We start from the raw sequence: 16,590 nt of genomic DNA on the forward strand, positions 1-16,590 counted from the left end.
TAATCTAACTGGTTACTGATAACTGAAAAGGTTCTTAATTCCCTACCATTGTGATAATTGCTGTCATTTAAACCACGACAAAGTTAACTAATTTGCCCGGGACAACAATCACTTTTTTGATTTCCTTGCCCTCTAAATAACGTTGGGCGATTTCCGATTCCAGGGCGAGGGTTTCTAGGGTGCTTTTATCGGCACTAGCGGGAACTTGTATCGTGCCTCTGGTTTTTCCCAAAATTTGGATGACAAGGGTAATCTCGTCCACAATAAGGGCAGTGGGATCAACTTTTGGCCAGGGTTGCAGGTGAATTGATTGGCTATGACCTAAAGCTTGCCATAATTCTTCGCTAAGATGGGGAGCAAAAAGGGAAAGTAAGATTAATAGGGTTTCGATTCCTTCCCGATAAATGGGGGATTCAAAACACTTATTATCCCCTAAAGCGTTACTGAGTTTCATTAATTCGGAAATGGCAGTATTAAATTGATAATCTCCTTCTAAATCCTCGGAGATTTCTTTAATAGCGGTGTGAATTGCCCGTCTTAAATCCTTGTCAGTTTTCGAGAAAGTCTCTATTTTTTTGACTTGCTTGGGTTTATTTTCAATATATTCGCTGACTAAACGCCACACCCGATTAAGAAAGCGAAATTGTCCTTCTACCCCCGCATCTTCCCACTGTAAATCTTTTTCTGGGGGTGCAGTAAAAAGTATAAACATTCGGGCAGTATCGGCACCATATTTTTCGAGGACTTTCAGAGGATCAACGCCGTTATATTTCGACTTAGACATTTTTTCAAAGAAGAAAGATAGAACTTCTCCCGTGTCTTTATCGCAATATTTATCCTCTTTATAGATAACATTTTCTGCGGGGACATATTTGCCAGTTTCGGGATTTTTGTAGGTCAATCCCTGTACCATTCCCTGGGTTAACAGACGGTTAAAAGGTTCATCGACATTAACTAAACCTCGGTCCCTTAAAACTTTGGTAAAGAAACGAGAATAGAGTAAATGTAGGATAGCGTGTTCGATTCCTCCGACGTATTGATCCACGGGCATCCAATCATTAACCTTCTCGAATTGAAAGGGTATATCTTCATTTTTAGCATCGGTATAACGGAGGAAATACCAACTAGAATCAATGAAAGTATCCATGGTGTCCGTTTCCCGTTTTGCGGGAGTTCCACAGCGAGGACAATCCACATTTACCCAGTCTTCTAATTTGGCTAAAGGAGAAGCACCTCGACCGCTAAATTCGACATTTTCCGGTAAAGTAACAGGTAAATTATCGATAGGTACTGGTACGGTTCCACAGTTAGGACAGTGGATAACTGGAATCGGACAACCCCAATATCTTTGACGGGAAATTAACCAATCCCGGAGACGATATTGTATTCTGGCTTTGCCGTAACCTTGGGCAGTGGCATAATCAATAATAGCGGTTTTTCCTGCTGTAGAATGCATCCCATTAAATTGAGCGGAATTAATCATAATTCCCGCTTCTGTGTAGGCTTCTTTTAACTCAATTTCGCCACTTTCTGGAGTAATAACTATCTTAATTGGCAGGTTATTTTCCCGAGCAAATTTAAAATCGCGACTGTCGTGAGCCGGGACTCCCATCACTGCCCCCGTCCCGTATTCGTAGAGGACATAATCAGCAATTAAAATCGGAATTTCTTCACCAGTAAAAGGATTAATTGCCAGTCCTCCGGTTTTAATACCGCGTTTGGGTTTATCTTCGGCAGTTCTTTCTAATTCGCTTTCGCTGGCTATCTCTTGAATAAAAGTTTCTACGGCGGATTTTTGTTCGGGAGTGGTAACTTGTAAAGTTAAGGGATGTTCGGGAGCAAGTACCACATAAGTGACTCCATAAACCGTATCGGGACGAGTGGTAAAAACAGCAATTTTTTCTGTGGAGTTAACAAGAGGAAATTCTAAATAAGCACCTACCGAATTACCAATCCAGTTGGCCTGCATGGTTTTAACCCGTTCTGGCCAACCGGTAAGCTTATCTAAATCAGTGAGTAATTGTTCGGCATAATCGGTGATTTTTAGGAACCATTGCCGGAGTAATTTTCTTTCTACTTTAGCACCCGATCGCCAAGATTTTCCTTCACTATCTACCTGTTCATTTGCTAAGACAGTTTGATCGATAGGATCCCAATTCACTGCCGCTTCTTTTTGGTAGGCTAATCCCGATTCAAAAAACTGTAAAAATAGCCATTGGGTCCAACGATAATATTCCGGGGAACAGGTGGCAACTTCTCTTTCCCAATCGATAGATAATCCTAACTGTTGTAATTGCCGTTTCATCTGGGCAATATTTTGATCAGTCCATTTTGCCGGAGGAACTCCTCTTTCAATGGCGGCATTTTCTGCGGGTAATCCGAAAGCATCCCACCCCATGGGATGCAGCACGCGATAACCCTGCATTCTTTTCAGACGGGCAATCACATCGGTGATAGTATAGTTACGAACGTGACCCATGTGCAGGTTGCCTGATGGATAGGGGAACATGGAGAGGGCGTAAAATTTCGGTTTATCGGCGTTTTCTGGGGTTTTGTCCAATCCCATTTGCTGCCAAATCTTCTGCCATTTCTGTTCGATTTCTGCGGGGTTGTACGGCACTGGGGTTTTTTCTCCTGAGTTTTATCTATCCTTCCTATTTTACAGCAGCTGGCTGGGGGCGATTGCCAGTCTTGGGGTTATCTACCCTAGCAAAAACCCTCTGGGTTTTAAGTAAGTGGTTCTAATTAAATATGAAGATAGATTTTGGGTTCGATCCCCCCTATCGATTAGTCAGATATTTCTTAACAAAAAGAGAAGAAACTTAAAAAAAGGGGAAACGATTGATAGGTATAGTTTTGAAAGAAGGAATCAAGGTCGAGGTCAGCAAAAAAATGGAGAAATGGGCAGCCCAAGAATTACAGTATGGTGGAAAACTTGGCTGGATAATTTAGTACAAGTGTTCCGTAAGCTTCGGAAAATCTAGCCGCGATGAATGGCAATCTTTGTGTGACACTATTTATAAAAAGGTTCCGCTCAATTTATTCTTGATCAATATGCTATTAAAATTACCTCAAAAGCTAAAAATTCAGCGACTAATATTATTAGTATTCTGCCTAGTGATAGGGATATTTGTCTGGTGGTTATCGTGGCAATCCACCGGGATGAGCCAAATTCAACGCCCCGAAACAGTTGCTCAACAAATTTACCAAGCAATGCCAGATTTACCGAAAGAAAACAACTATACCCGTCGAGAGACAGGAGCGATCGATCCGAATAATACTTTAATCAGTCGCTTTCTTCGTTATCATCAAGATACCAAAAAAAGATTTACTCTCATCCGTTTTGATTGGCAATTAACCCTAGGGGATTACCTAGGAGTGAACGAGAAAATCAGCGAAGAAAACTATCCCGGACAAGCAACCCTTACCGTTAACCCGATGGCTGCCGATATCAAAGCGATGAACAGTCTTAATCGTCGTCAACGGCAGCAGTTAGTCACCCTTCTAGTCGAAATTTATAACCCCGCTATTCTCCCCCAAGAAACCCCCACTCCTAACCCTTCTCCTAGTCCCTCTCCCCCTCGTCCCTCCTTATCAAAACCGGGAGATGCTGACCTATTAAAATTCTAGAAAATTATGGAAAAAATTCTCAAATATGGTTCGGGTTGGCGACTCGGTTGGAATCCTACGGCAGCCGTTTATAAAGGATTAATTGGTGGCGATGATTGGGCGATGGAATTAACCGAGGCCGAGTGGCAAGATTTGCGTCGGTTACTATCACAATTGACCGCAACTATGTCCGCCATGGCCACAGAATTAATGGATGAAGAAAGTATTGCTTGTGAAGCGGAAAGCGAGCTTTTATGGTTAGAAGCGGCAGGATTTCCTGATAATTATTCCCTGCGATTGATTCTCTATCAAGGTCGCGGTTGTGAGGGCAATTGGTCAGCCACTGCCCTGCCAGAGTTGCTCGCCGCTTGGGACAATTTGCTTTACAATTTTTAAGAAAGCGGTGGACATAAGTTAATTTTTGTTTCCCCCTCTTGACTTTTTGATTCCCCTGTGCTGCCATGATTGCCCATCCGAGGACGAAGACCGATAATCTCACCTACACTCCGCCCCCATTGCTGAAAAACGGTTTTGCCATGACTCTCTATGTGTCCCTAAAAGCGCGAGAAACCTGGCAAAATACGATCGCTATTCCCGAACCAGTCTATCAAGAAACCATTTTCACCGGGGCCAATGCCGTCCCCATCTACGGGATTGTTTCCATTCCCCCGCAAGCGAAAGGAACAATTATCGGGACCTACGGCATCACGGGAGACTTAGATAATCAATGGTTTTTAAGGATTTTAGGCAGAAAAGCCGTAGCGAGAAACTACGCAGTCGTCCTCTTCGATTGGCGGGCCCACGGTAAGACAGCCGAATTATCCCCGACTCTCACCTCCGATGGCATCTATGAAGGGCTAGATTTCATTCATATTGCCGCCCAAGCTCAAAAAATGGGCTGTCCTGCTCCTTTTTGGTTCACAGGTTACTCTCTGGGGGGACAATTAGCCCTCTGGGGAATTAAATCGGCAGAGAATCAGGAAGATATGGGGATCGATCCCGTCGATATCGGCGGTGGGGCGGTAATTTGTCCTAATTTAGACTCTAATCGTTCCTTATCCTATCTCGTCCGGGATACCTGGGGGAAACATTTGGAAAAAGCGATCGCCAGGGAATTACGCAAGTTAGCCAAACGCATCCATAAAGCTCATCCCGATCATATCGATCCCGAAGCAATTACTCGCGCCACCACGATTGCCGGATTCGATCGAGAATTAGTGATTAAAAAGCTAGGATTTGAGACAGTTTTTGACTATTATGCCGCTAGTAGTCCCTTGCCCTTTCAACCCTATTTAACTAAACCCACTTTTATCCTCTACGCGGCCGATGATCCCCTCTTTTCCCCCGCAGTTATTCCCGATCTGCAAGCAGCGATCGCTGATAATCCCCACGTGGATCTACTCTTAACCAACCACGGTGGTCATGTGGGTTATATCAGCAGTTTATCCTGTCAGCGTCAGTGGGGCGATAGCGATCGCTGGTGGGCATGGAATCGGGTTTTAGACTGGTTTGACCAAAAAACTGGCAAATAATACTAAATCCGTTGAGTATAGGTTACATATCAAGATAGGCACTCATGCAAGAGGGGGAATAGATAATCAGTTTTTAATAACCAGATTTAGTATAGGGTTGGCTGAATAAATCTAAAAACCTTGTTGTATAAGACTTTTAGACTTTTTTCCCATCAAAAAGTGCCAGACCTTGGGGTGATCGGGGAGGAAATTTAGGCACTTTTTCCCTGAAAATTAGGTAATTGACCCCCTGAAAATGGATAAAACCCCACACCCCACACCCCACACCCCACACCCTGCCCCCACGAAAAACTTTTTGCCGCAAACCCTAGTATAGTTTCTAGGAGTCAAAGGCCGCTAGAAACTCCTCCACCTGTTCCCGAGTCGGTTGGGATGCGATCGCGCCTGCTCTTCTTGTCACCATTGCCCCCACCGCACAGGCATAAATCACCGCGTTACGCGCTAAATCGGCATTTTCCCCGATTTTATCGCCTCCCAGACCAGCACGAGCCAAAAAACCCGCCACAAAGCCATCCCCCGCCCCAGTGGTATCCACCACCTCCCCAGAAAAAGCCTCGACATTGCCGCTATTTTCGCCTAAATGATATTTACAACCTTTTGCGCCGCCAGTAACCAGAATTGCCCCTAAATTGGGGTATTTTGACGATATTTCTCTGGGGGTATCAGTGCCAAATAACCATGCTGCTTCTTCCTCGCTACATTTGAGCAAATCGGCCTGGACGATAAAATCTCGAATGATATCAGGGGCAGCCTCAAGATTAGGCCAAAAAACCGGCCGCCAGTTGATATCGATCAATACTTTCACCCCGTAAATTTTAGCTAATTCGAGGGCGCGTTGCATTGCCCGGCGGGAAAGGGGATAGGCTAACCCTAGGGTTCCCATCACTAGATAATCGGCATTTTTAAACAGATTTTCGGGCAATAGGTCAGCATTAAGGGCAGTATCGGCAAAATCAGTCGTTTTTCTGCCGCCAAAACCCGCAAAATGTCTGTCTCCCCCAGCATCGCGGGTGACATAAACTTGTCGGGTGGATAGGGTGGCATGATACTGTACACCAGTGGTATCGACTCCGAGAGCGTCTAGCAAGGCGATTAACTGTTCTCCGGGTTGATCTTTGCCCACACAACCGATAAAAGCCGAATTTATGCCCAATTTTCGCAATCCACAGGCCACGTTTGCCGGCGCACCCCCCGCGTAGGTTGTCCAAGAAGTTACTTTCTCTATAGAGCGATCGCTTTGATCGGCAATTAGATCATAGAGGATTTCCCCTAAACAAATGACAGACACCGGCGAAGATCTTTGATTGTTAAGCATTGCTGTGGGGTGTGGGAAACTTTTTTCAGTGTTGCCAAAGGCACGGCGTAGCCGTCCAGTAAACAGTAAACAGTAATCAGTGAGGTTCTTCGTTACTTGGTATGATTCGATCGGGGGGCATAAATCGACTAAATCCTTATTTGGTAAGAGACTTAATTGATTAGTTCGTTCAGGAGCGAAAACAATTGACAAAAATCACCAAATGCTTTTTTCTGCAAGGGTTTCATCCCTTAAAACTCCCGTCATGGCATCACACAAACCGAAGAACCATCAGTGAACTGAAAACTCTCATCTGATAACTGATAACTGATCACTGATCACTGATTAATAACTTGTCAAGAAATCACGATAAATCAACTAGAGATTATCTGAGGCATTGAGTATAATTAGACACATAGATTAGGGGAAATTGCTCATAAATCAGTCCGATCGAGCGTGAATCCTCTTTTATTTTTTAGTCTTAGACTAAGGAAATATCATGGTTGATTGTAGTCAGATTCAGTTTGACGAGGATAAAAGCAAGATAGATTTATTGCAACTACGAGAATTATTTAATTTAACCGCATTTTGGGCAATAGATCGCCGTTTAGAAGATTTAGAAACCGCAATTGACTATAGTGATCCGGTGGTGACGGTGTGGAATGAGCGGCAATTAATTGGTTTTGCTCGGGCCACTTCTGACGGCATTTATCGGGCAACTATTTGGGATGTGATTGTTCATCCCGATTATCAGGGGGCCGGTTTAGGACGTAAATTAGTAGAAACAGTTTTGGCCCATCCCCGAATAAATCGGGTGGAAAGAGTCTATTTGATGACTACTAACCAACAACAATTTTACCAGCGCATTGGTTTCCAAAGCAACGCCACCACGACGATGGTATTATTTAATCGTTATCCCGAGGAGTTTTCCTGTCCGGCGATCGAGGTAAAGAAAAAACGATCTCTGTGAGCTTGTCCTGACTATTGTTATCGATTCGATCTAAGCTCATTTCCCCCCCCGATACTTCGATAATGCCTTTCGCTAACTGGAATTTAAGACTAGGAGAAAAGCCAAGAACTTGAGTAAATTGTTTGACTTCTTCTGGCTTTGATTCTAAACTCAAGGATGAAATTTCTGGCATTGGCCAGAGAGCCATTTCCCCCGTAAATTCTAGACTAATAGTGACTTTTTTCTCGTCAAGAGCGCTTACGGATATACAAATAGAGCCACTTCCTAGGTTGGCGATCGCTGCATCGACGAGAAGAACAAGAGCGGAGGATAAACATTGATAATCGGCAATAATAGCAATATCATCAGTTAAAGGGCTAAATTTAAGCTGAATATTGCGATTAGCTGCCTGTAAATAGGTTAAACTTGCCCAATCTTGCCAGAGTTTAGTTAAAGAAAAAATTTCTCGCTCCAGAGGTATAGTACCCGACTCTAGCTTCGAGAGATTAATCATCTCATCGAGCATTGCCATCAGTTTACGGCCTGCCAGTTGTCCCTGGGCGATAAATTCCCTTTCTTCGGCCGGACTTTCACAAAGATCGGCGAGAATCATTTGATGGAGACTGATCATACTGCTCAATGGCGATCGCAATTCGTGGGCAACCCGTCCCAAAAAACTGCTTTTGAGGTGATTAATTGCCACAGCCATCTGATAAGCGAGACGAGTTTGCTGTAATTCCCGTTTTAAAGCGTCAATATCGTCCATATTTACAGAAAAACTGCCCCTTGTCGTAAGATATCCCATCTTTGACATTGCCAACGTGCGACGGTGGAGGGTTGTCCACTATTGATTATTCCCCATGCTTGCCTTTCTGTGGGTGCTAACACCGTCACCGAGGGAAAAGTAGTCATAATCGCTTCTGGAGTTAATAAAGGCTCTTGTCCTGACAGATTAGCACTTGTGGTCGCTAAAACACCAGTTCGACCGAGAATTTCTCTTGCGATCGCATGAGCAGGAACTCGGACACCAATCGTGCTAGGATCCTTTGGGTTAAGAACTTTTGGTACTTTTTCAGAAGCGGGTAAAACCAAAGTTAGGGAGCCGGGCCAGTATTTTTCGGTCATTTGCCGCCAAATTTCCCTTTCTTCCTGATTTCCCTTGACATAATCCCATAAATCTGCTGCTGAGGCCGCCATGAGAATTAAAGGTTTATCAAAAGTCCGTTTTTTAGCGGCAAAAACTAAGGCAGCATAGGGGGGAGAAACCGCTAAAGCGGGGACTGTATCCGTGGGAAAAGAAACCACCTGACCACTTAGGGCTGCGTGAACAATTTCGTTAAGAGAAGCAGTAGGCATTGAGAATTGATCATTTTTGGGGACTAATTTAGCCTAAGACTTTTTGGTACAATTTTAAACGGGTAGGGTTGATTCATGAATCAACCCTACCTTGAATCAACCCTACCTTGAATCAATCCTACTTGATCAGCGGTGGATCTGAAAGTTTTTAACACCTACCTACTTATCTCCAACCAATTAGCGACGATTAATTATGAATGAGTCTGATACTTTGGCTAATCTCGAACAATTAGAATACATTCCCTACCTAGATGCCACCGGTAATATCTGTGTTGATTTCCAGGGAAAAATCGGGGTTTATGCCATTTTTGATCGAGAACAAGTCTTAGAGTTTGTCGGCTATTCTCGTGATATTTATCTCAGTTTAAAACAACATCTTGCCCGACAGCCTCAAGCTTGTTATTGGCTAAAAATACAGGTGATTGAGCGTCCTAATCGAACTATTCTCGAATCGATTAAACAAGCTTGGCTAAGAGAAAGTCAGGCAGTAATCAGCAATGAAAAACTCTGGACAGAACCAATTGATGCTAAATTAGCCATGACTGAGACAGAAAAAGAAATTTATCAAAGTGCTGACGAATTGGGGCAAATCAAGTTATTAAAACAGGTATCCAGACGAGTAGAAAACGATGTTTTATCAACTCTAGAAAAACGGGGAGTACAGATGGAAATTCGTTTTAATCCCAAGTTAAAAGAACAGGGTTTGCTCGATTTAAAGTAAAAATTACTAGGAGCGATCGATTCTCCAGACAAACCGCTATCATAATATATCGCCCCCTCCCGACACCAATGGAACAGCGATGACCACTCAAGACTGGCCAAACCTACTGCAGCAACTACTCGATCGAAAATCCCTTTCCCTTAACCAAGCTGAAGAATTAATGACCGGATGGTTAAACGGTCAGATTCCAGAAGTTTTATCGGGGGCGATTTTAGCGGCTTTGCAAGCAAAAGGAGTCTCGTCCGCCGAATTAGCGGGAATGGCCGGAGTTTTACGGCAACAATCTCGCTTAGAAGACCCTAAACCCCATACTAATCCCGTTATCGATACCTGTGGCACCGGCGGTGACGGGGCCTCAACCTTTAATATTTCCACTGCCGTGGCCTTTGTGGCGGCCGCCGGGGGCGTAAAAGTGGCTAAACACGGCAATCGCTCGGCCTCCAGCAAGGTCGGTTCGGCCGATGTTTTAGAATATCTTGGGGTTAATTTAAGCGCCCCTAGCGAGAAAGTGGCGGCGGCTTTAGATGGGGTGGGAGTGACCTTTCTTTTTGCCCCCGGTTGGCATCCAGCCCTGAAAAGTGTGGCTAATCTCCGCAAAACCCTGAAAGTTCGCACGGTTTTTAATCTTCTGGGTCCTCTAGTTAATCCTCTCCGTCCCACAGGTCAAGTTATCGGGGTTTATGACCAGCAATTTCTCACCCCGATGGCCACAGCTTTGGCACAAATGGGAACCCCAAAGGCGATTATTGTTCACGGCCGGGAAAAACTCGACGAGGTGGGGTTGGGAGATCTGACCGATATGGCTTTATTAAATAATGGCGAGGTGATTTCGTCGGCAATCGATCCCTTGTCAATTTCTATCCCTAGAGCCAGTTTAAATGCCCTTAAAGGCGGGGAAGTGCCAGAAAATGCCGAAATCCTCAAAAATGTTCTGCAAGGGGGGGGAACGCCCGCTCAACGGGATGCTGTGGCGATTAATGCCGCTCTTGCCCTACAGGTGGCAGAAAAGGTCACTTTTGGCGATCATACTGCTGGTTTCGCCCTCGCACGCGAGATTTTAGCCAGTGGGTTAGCTTGGCAAAAATTAGAGGAGTTGGTTAAGTTTCTCGCTTAGGAAAATTCAGAGGAGATAGGGTGATAGGGTTTTGGGGTGATAGGGTTTTGGGGTGATAGGGTGATGAGACAGCTTCCCCACTTCCCCCCACCTCCCCACTTCCCCACATCCCCACTTCATAATTCATAATTCATAATTCATAATTTACAATTCCCTGCTCCCTTCCCTCCACACCCCACCTCAATGCACTTACTGCATGATATAAATGCTTAAACACGATGGTGAGCGAATTTCTGTTACAAACAATACAAAATCACCCAAGTTAAAACGAATTAAATAACAAATAGAGACTAGGTAAATTACTAAATTTTTGCTAATGACGACGGTATTTTAAAGAATACTTATTGTTAAATCCCGATTTCTTCATTTCTAACCCGCACCAACTAGAACAATTACACCCACAAATCAGAAGGAGATAGATTCATGGTACAAGCACCTGAAAAAGATGGAACAACTCTCAATAAATTCGAGAAATTTAAAGCCGAGAAAGACGGATTAGCCATTAAAGATGAACTAGATCATTTTGCCCAAATCGGTTGGGAAGCGATGGATAAAACCGATTTAGAACATCGCTTAAAATGGGTGGGGGTTTTTTATCGTCCTGTCACCCCGGGTAAGTTCATGATGCGTTTACGGGTTCCTAACGGCATTATTAGCAGTGAGCAAATGCGCGTTTTAGGGGAAATTGTGCAGCGTTACGGCGATGATGGTAATGCCGATATTACCACTCGTCAGAACTTACAATTACGCGGTATTCGTATCGAAGATATTCCTGATATTTTCCAACGACTAAAATCCGTGGGCATGACTTCGGTACAATCGGGCATGGATAATGTCAGAAATATTACCGGTTCACCCATGGCAGGACTAGACGCAGATGAATTAATTGACACCAGGGAATTAGTCCAAAAAGTCCAAGATATGATTACCAACTGCGGTCAAGGTAATTATCAATTTACCAATCTGCCCCGCAAATTTAATATTGCCATCGAGGGGGGCCGGGATAACTCGGTTCATGCGGAAATTAACGATATTGCCTTTGTTCCTGCCTATAAAGAGGGAGAATTAGGCTTTAATGTCGTGGTAGGTGGCTTTTTCTCGGCTAAACGCTGTGAAGCGGCAATTCCCATGAATGTTTGGGTGAGACCTAATCAGGAGGTGGTGGATTTATGCCGAGGGATTTTAGAAGTTTACCGCGATAACGGATTGCGTGCCAATCGTCAAAAATCCCGTTTAATGTGGTTAATTGATGAGTGGGGAATCGAGGAATTCCGGACGCGGGTGGCTAATCAGTTAGGTTATCCCTTGGCAACGGCAGCCGAAAAAGACGCTATTGACTGGGAAAAACGGGATCATTTAGGAGTTTTTCCCCAAAAACAGGAGGGATTGAGCTATATCGGTCTTTGTGTTCCCGTTGGTCGTCTATTTGCCGATGATATGTTCGATTTAGCCCGGATTGCCGAAGTGTATGGCAGCGGAGAATTGCGTTTAACCGTGGAACAAAACGTGATTATTCCCAATATAGCGGCTGAAAATATGCCAACTCTTTTAACCGAGCCTTTACTGGTTAAGTTTACCCCCAATCCCGCACCTTTACAACGAGCGCTCGTTTCCTGTACGGGGGCGCAATTCTGCAATTTTGCCCTGATTGAAACCAAAAATAAGGCTGTGGACTTGATTCGTCAGTTAGATGCTGAATTAAATATCCCCCGGGGTGTGCGGATTCATTGGACCGGTTGCCCTAACTCCTGCGGACAACCCCAAGTGGCCGATATCGGTTTGATGGGGACAAAAGCTCGCAAAGACGGCAAAACCGTCGAGGGAGTTGACCTCTACATGGGGGGTAAAGTGGGTAAAGATGCTCACCTGGGAAGTTGTGTACAAAAAGGGATTCCCTGTGAAGATCTAAAATCGGTGTTAACTTCTATCCTCATTGAGCAATTTGGGGCGACACCGAAGGGTTAATTAACAAGTTTATTGATACGCTGAATGGGGGGTTTGTCCCCTCTTTTTTTTCTGTATCTCTGTTGGGTGAAATTGGCAAACCTTTTGCTATGTTAGGAGGCAGATAGGAGTAGGAAAATCCTTATATATAGCGTTTCTCACACCTGTGTGGCACAGTCAAACCTTTGCTGATTAAGCTTTTCACCATCGACAATGTACCTCTTGCGAACAGGAAACGCTATATTTTCCTACCAGATGGGAATCGTTACTTAGGGTTTGCTGAATAAATGTGAAATATAGACGAGGTAAGAGTTTTAGGGTACTGTTTCGCCCCCACAGGTGCAAGATTTTGAGAGTCCTGTAAGGGCGAAGCATTCGGGCAATAACCTATCGGTGAAACCGTAGATTTTCTATCCGAATGCTTCGCCCCTACTTTTTGCCGCAAACCCTACTTAGCTTCAAATTGAGCTTGTTTGCGAAGTAATTCCCCGATGGTTAAATTGGGTTGAGGTCGGCCATTAAAAACCGTTCCTACCTCAAATTTTTGCAACTGTACCCGTGCCAAATGATAGGCCTCATCCGGTAGGGGAATATAACCAATAGTATCTAATAAATCAGGAACTCGATCGAGATAATATTCGACAAATTTCTCTAAAGCGGGATTCTCTTGGGCTTTTTGGGCATTAACATAAATAAACAAAGGACGAGATAAAGGCTGATATTTACTATCCTCGACATTGCCGCGAGTTGGTTCAATACCGTTAACTTTCAAAGCTTTTAATTTATCCCGATTTTGTTCATAGTAAGCATGGCCAAAATAGCCTAAAGCGTTGGCATCTTGACTGACGGCATTAACTAAAGCTTGGTCATCTTCACTAAAGTTAAAATCCCCACGACTGGCATCTTTGCCGTTAATTACCTCACTAAAAAAATCGTAGGTTCCGGAATCTTTACCCGGCCCGTGAAGGGTAATCGGTTGGTCGGGCCAAGCGGGATTAATTTGATTCCAACGTTTGATTGTATTCTCGGCCGCTGGTTCCCAAATAGTTCTTAATTCTGTGGTGGAAATATCATCAACCCAGTTATTTTTGGGATTGACTACCACGGTTAAAGCATCAAAAGCGATCGGTAGTTCGATAAATCTGACCTTATTAGCATCACATTCTTTTAATTCTTCCACAGAAATCGGCCGAGAAGCATTATTAATATCGGTTTCTCCCGCACAAAATTTTCTAAAACCGCCGCCAGTTCCTGAAATATTAGCGTCAATTTTAACATCAGCCAAAGCTTTGTTAGGGGTATTAGCTTTAAAATCTTCGAGAACTTTATCAGTAATTGGTGCTACGGTACTCGAACCATCGATTTTAATTGGTTTTAGATCTTGAGGATTAATATTGGCACAAGCGGGTAAAAGTAGAGCAGTTCCTAGTATGGTTGCCACTACTTTGGTCGGACGAGATAGCTGAGTAAAGATTTCTAGCATAGGTGTCAAAAGGAGAAAGTAAAAACGGGTATTGGGGAGACTTTTCAGTTATCAGTGGGGAAGTGGGAAGAAAAAAGCTGAGGGATGATGGCTAAAAACCTTAATCTTTTCTTTGTTGTTTTTACGTCACTATAATGGTAGGGAAAGAGAAACCCCCTATATAGACGGGAAAAGTTAGCGGCTTTACCCGCGACTTAAAACTAATGTTTAGTCAAAATAGATAGTAAAAGAAGTTGAGATTTTTGTCTAGTTATCGAGAAAACTTTTCTTGACAATACATTACGTTCTTTTATTCACTTCTTAACCTATTCTTTACCAAGCAGTGGTAACTTTTAGCGTAAGATTTAAGGCAGTTTACGGATCAAAATTAATCCTATGCTCAACAAAAACAGAACCCATTTACTAACAGCCTTATCCCTAGCCACTTTAACAGCGACTTTAACCGCTTGTGGTGGCACCGATACGGCAGGAACTAGCGGAGAGGGAAGCAATAGAATCGCCCAGGTTCCCCTAAAAGGAGAGGTCGCCCTCAATGGTGCGGGTGCTTCTTTTCCTGCACCCCTATATCAAAACTGGTTTGTCACCATTAATCAACTATTTTCCAAACTACTAATTAACTATCAATCTACCGGTAGCGGGGCGGGAGTCGAACAATTTATCCAAGGTACGATCGATTTTGGCGCTTCCGATGTGGCCATGAGTGACGAGGATATGGCCAGAGTTAGCCGAGGGGTTTTACTGCTACCGATGACGGCGGGAAGCATCGTTATGGCTTATAATTTGCCCGGAGTAGAAGGGCTGAAACTAAGTAGAGAAGCATATATAGGCATCTTTTTAGGCACGATTACCCGTTGGAACGATGCCAAAATTGCCGCCGATAACCCCGATTTAAAACTACCCGATGAAGAAATTACCGTAGTTCACCGGGCAGACGGTAGCGGAACAACGGGAGTTTTTACCAAGTTTTTAAGCGCCGTTAGTCCCGAATGGAAAAAAAGTATCGGTGAAGGAAAAGCCGTACAATGGCCGACCAAAAAAGGTAAATTTCTTGGCGGTAGAGGCAATGAGGGTGTAACTGCCCTAATTCAACAAAATCAAGGCTCGATCGGTTATATCGAGTACGGTTTCGCTAAAAATAATAACCTGCCCATGGCCGTTTTACAAAACCAAGCCGGTCAATTCGTTATCCCCAATGAAACCAACGCCGCTGCCACCTTAGCCACGGTGGAATTACCCGAAAATCTGCGGGCTTTTATCATCGATCCGCCGGGAGAAAATTCCTATCCCATTGTCACCTATACCTGGATGTTGGTTTACAAAAAATACAACGATCCCCAAAAAGCTTTAGCAATGGAGGCGATGATTGAATTTGGACTTAACCAAGGACAAGAACAAGCAGCTCCCCTTGGTTATATTCCCCTACCGAAAAACGTTCGGGAACGAGTAGCCGCCGCTGCCGATGTCATCTATCCTGATTACACGATCAACGTGGATTAGTCGCCGAAAAAATGTATTCAAAGTTACAATAGTAGTGGAGAAAGGCCAATTTCTCCCTTAGCTGCCGCAAACTAGCTGGATTTAAACCCTAATCATGAGTGCGCCCACAGTTCCACCCGACTCAAATTTTAAAGAACGTCCAGAATCGGAAAAAATCCTCGATAAAGGCTTTGTTGGATTAACCACCGCCTTTGCCATCGCTATTGGGCTGATTTTGCTCCTAATTGCCCTAGTTATTTTTATTCGGGCCCTACCAGCGATTCAAACCTTTGGTCTGGGATTTTTGACCAGTAGTGCTTGGAATCCCGTGCGCGGTCGGGAAGAATTCGGAGTTCTGCCGGTTATCTACGGAACTCTCGTTAGTTCTCTGATTGCCCTCCTGATTGCTGTTCCCCTCGGCATCGGTTCAGCCATTTTTTTAAGCGAAGATTTTATTCCCTTAAATGCGCGGACAATTTTGGTTTTTCTCGTACAACTTTTGGCCGCTATTCCCAGTGTTGTTTACGGATTATGGGGTATCTTTGTATTGATTCCTATCCTCAGACCCCTTGGTAACTGGTTAAATGCTAATTTTAGTTGGATTCCTCTGTTTAGTACTCCTTTAGGGGGTCCTGGGATGTTACCGGCGGGGGTTATTTTAGCAATTATGATCCTGCCGATTATTATCGCTATCTCTCGCGACTCTTTGGCCGCTTTACCGCCGGATTTGCGACAAGCTTCCCTAGGTTTGGGGGCCACCCGTTGGGAAACGATTTTTCGGGTATTAATTCCTGCCGCTTTTTCCGGGATTGTCGGGGGGATTATGTTAGCTTTAGGGCGTGCTTTAGGGGAAACCATGGCAGTAACGATGATTATCGGCAATTCTAACCGCATTAGTGCCTCTATTCTCGCCCCCGCTAACACGATCGCTTCCTTATTGGCTAACCAATTCGCCGAAGCATCGGGAATGCAAGTATCGGCACTCATGTATGCGGGTTTTGTTCTCTTGGTTTTGACCCTAGTAGTCAATATCTTCGCCGAATTAATCGTTAATCGCGTCAAAGCTAAGTATTAAGCCATCAGTTATCAGTTTTGAGTTTTGAGTATTAAGT

At 44.1% G+C, this 16,590-nt stretch carries 14 protein-coding genes; 9 read left to right on the forward strand and 5 right to left on the reverse strand.

Annotated features, from left to right (window positions below):
• Positions 1-67: 67 nt before the first annotated feature.
• Positions 68-2,620 (reverse strand): leucine--tRNA ligase, encoded by a 2,553-nt coding sequence (gene leuS, locus ACQY1X_RS14535; RefSeq protein WP_430014825.1) that lies wholly within the window; start codon positions 2,618-2,620, stop codon positions 68-70.
• Positions 2,621-3,054: 434 nt separating this feature from the next.
• Between leuS and ACQY1X_RS14540 the strand changes: the two genes are divergently transcribed.
• The 3 genes from ACQY1X_RS14540 to ACQY1X_RS14550 all read left to right on the forward strand — a co-directional run bounded on the left by ACQY1X_RS14540 (position 3,055) and on the right by ACQY1X_RS14550 (position 5,141).
• On the forward strand, positions 3,055-3,630 hold the full coding sequence (locus ACQY1X_RS14540; protein ID WP_194015466.1) for a hypothetical protein: 576 nt from the start codon (positions 3,055-3,057) through the stop codon (positions 3,628-3,630).
• A 6-nt stretch (positions 3,631-3,636) separates the two neighbouring features.
• Complete coding sequence (locus ACQY1X_RS14545; RefSeq protein ID WP_430013016.1) at positions 3,637-4,005, forward strand: DUF1818 family protein; 369 nt, start codon at positions 3,637-3,639, stop codon at positions 4,003-4,005.
• 65 nt (positions 4,006-4,070) lie between these two features.
• Entirely contained in the window at positions 4,071-5,141 is a 1,071-nt protein-coding gene (locus ACQY1X_RS14550) for a YheT family hydrolase (protein WP_002732942.1), read from the forward strand.
• Between the two features lie 319 nt (positions 5,142-5,460).
• Here ACQY1X_RS14550 and ACQY1X_RS14555 read toward each other — a convergent pair whose 3' ends face one another.
• A complete protein-coding gene (locus ACQY1X_RS14555) occupies positions 5,461-6,456 on the reverse strand; it encodes a carbohydrate kinase family protein (protein ID WP_430015742.1) in 996 nt (331 codons plus the stop codon).
• A gap of 478 nt (positions 6,457-6,934) precedes the next feature.
• On the opposite strand from ACQY1X_RS14555, the gene ACQY1X_RS14560 reads away from it, so the two are divergent.
• Entirely contained in the window at positions 6,935-7,405 is a 471-nt protein-coding gene (locus ACQY1X_RS14560; protein WP_002735010.1) for a GNAT family N-acetyltransferase, read from the forward strand.
• On the opposite strand, the gene ACQY1X_RS14565 is transcribed toward ACQY1X_RS14560, so the two are convergent.
• Positions 7,341-8,198, reverse strand: coding sequence for a sensor histidine kinase (locus ACQY1X_RS14565; protein WP_430014826.1), 858 nt, complete (start codon positions 8,196-8,198; stop codon positions 7,341-7,343). The two genes, ACQY1X_RS14560 and ACQY1X_RS14565, sit on opposite strands and share 65 nt — an antisense overlap.
• The gene (locus ACQY1X_RS14570; protein WP_430013018.1) at positions 8,153-8,740 is read right to left on the reverse strand and encodes an L-threonylcarbamoyladenylate synthase; all 588 of its coding nucleotides are present in this window, start codon (positions 8,738-8,740) and stop codon (positions 8,153-8,155) included. The genes ACQY1X_RS14565 and ACQY1X_RS14570 overlap by 46 nt, the downstream gene beginning before the upstream one ends.
• Positions 8,741-8,933: 193 nt before the next feature.
• On the opposite strand from ACQY1X_RS14570, the gene ACQY1X_RS14575 reads away from it, so the two are divergent.
• From ACQY1X_RS14575 to ACQY1X_RS14585, 3 genes are all read left to right on the forward strand, one after another.
• Positions 8,934-9,461, forward strand: coding sequence for a GIY-YIG nuclease family protein (locus tag ACQY1X_RS14575; protein ID WP_430013019.1), 528 nt, complete (start codon positions 8,934-8,936; stop codon positions 9,459-9,461).
• Positions 9,462-9,540: 79 nt separating this feature from the next.
• The gene (gene trpD, locus ACQY1X_RS14580; protein WP_430014827.1) at positions 9,541-10,575 is read left to right on the forward strand and encodes an anthranilate phosphoribosyltransferase; all 1,035 of its coding nucleotides are present in this window, start codon (positions 9,541-9,543) and stop codon (positions 10,573-10,575) included.
• Positions 10,576-10,998: 423 nt separating this feature from the next.
• Entirely contained in the window at positions 10,999-12,540 is a 1,542-nt protein-coding gene (locus ACQY1X_RS14585) for a ferredoxin--nitrite reductase (RefSeq protein WP_430014828.1), read from the forward strand.
• Positions 12,541-12,967: 427 nt separating this feature from the next.
• Here the strand turns inward: ACQY1X_RS14585 and ACQY1X_RS14590 are convergent, their stop codons facing one another.
• Positions 12,968-14,002, reverse strand: coding sequence for a PstS family phosphate ABC transporter substrate-binding protein (locus ACQY1X_RS14590; protein ID WP_430014829.1), 1,035 nt, complete (start codon positions 14,000-14,002; stop codon positions 12,968-12,970).
• Positions 14,003-14,377: 375 nt separating this feature from the next.
• Here ACQY1X_RS14590 and pstS point away from each other — a divergent pair, with 375 nt between their 5' ends.
• The gene (gene pstS / locus ACQY1X_RS14595) at positions 14,378-15,499 is read left to right on the forward strand and encodes a phosphate ABC transporter substrate-binding protein PstS (RefSeq protein ID WP_316577345.1); all 1,122 of its coding nucleotides are present in this window, start codon (positions 14,378-14,380) and stop codon (positions 15,497-15,499) included.
• Between the two features lie 94 nt (positions 15,500-15,593).
• Positions 15,594-16,553 (forward strand): phosphate ABC transporter permease subunit PstC, encoded by a 960-nt coding sequence (pstC, locus tag ACQY1X_RS14600; protein WP_002749316.1) that lies wholly within the window; start codon positions 15,594-15,596, stop codon positions 16,551-16,553.
• The last annotated feature ends 37 nt before the right edge of the window (positions 16,554-16,590 follow it).

The sequence above is a fragment of the Microcystis protocystis FBCC-A270 genome (assembly GCF_050500235.1).
GTDB lineage: Bacteria > Cyanobacteriota > Cyanobacteriia > Cyanobacteriales > Microcystaceae > Microcystis > Microcystis ichthyoblabe_A.